The following is a 777-nucleotide window of genomic DNA, read 5'->3' as shown; positions in this document are numbered from 1 at the left end:
GGATCGATCAGCGTGACCTCATTCGTGGCTGCCGGCAGGTGTAGGCCTAGGCAGGCGGCTAACAGCGCGAAGGGGGCGGCCGCGGCCCAGGCCTGTGGTGAACAAGCGACCGGATACGCGGTCGGACCGCGCCGGCGCCTCCTCAAGAATCCGCAGAACAACTCCGGTAGGCGCTGCTGGTCTYGGTAGGTTGCCGCGTCGAAGATCGCCTCGAATAAGCGTGCTGCCTGGAGCTTGAAACCGTATTTCGCGAAACCAAAAGCGATCAGGGCGTTGTCATGCGGCCAGATCGAGCCGTTGTGATAAGACATGGGATTATAGCGAGTTTCGCTGGCGTTCAGGGTTCGGATACCCCAGCCGCTAAAGGCGGCTTCACTCATCAGGGTCTCGACGACCCGTATTGCGCGCGCGGGTTCTGCGATACCACCAAATAGGGCATGTCCCGCGTTCGACGATCGGACACGGCAGGGCTTCTTGTCTCCGTCCAGCGCCAGCGCGTAACTGCCGATCTCCTCGCACCAGAATTCTTCGTCGAAGCGGGCTCGCAACATGGAAGCCTCCTGCCGCAACGCGTCCGCCCGAGCATCCAGGCGGAGAGCGATCGCCATGGTCGACGCGGCCTGTTTGGCGGCATAGACGTAAGCCTGAACTTCGACCAGCGCGATAGGTCCTCGGGCCAGGGAGCCATCCGCGTGTGAAATCGAATCGTGGCTGTCCTTCCAGCCTTGATTGGCCAGCCCGCTTTCAGTCTCGCGATAGTATTCGACGAACCCATCC

The 777-nt window shown here is 61.7% G+C and carries 1 protein-coding gene; it reads right to left on the bottom strand.

Annotated features, from left to right (window positions below):
• Positions 1-777 (bottom strand): amylo-alpha-1,6-glucosidase (locus AC1DVA_RS28870; RefSeq protein WP_476808201.1); only part of this gene is annotated, 777 nt, incomplete at both ends.

The organism is Allobosea sp. P4_C6 (assembly GCF_056402015.1).
This window is presented reverse-complemented; position numbering and strand designations above follow the sequence as displayed.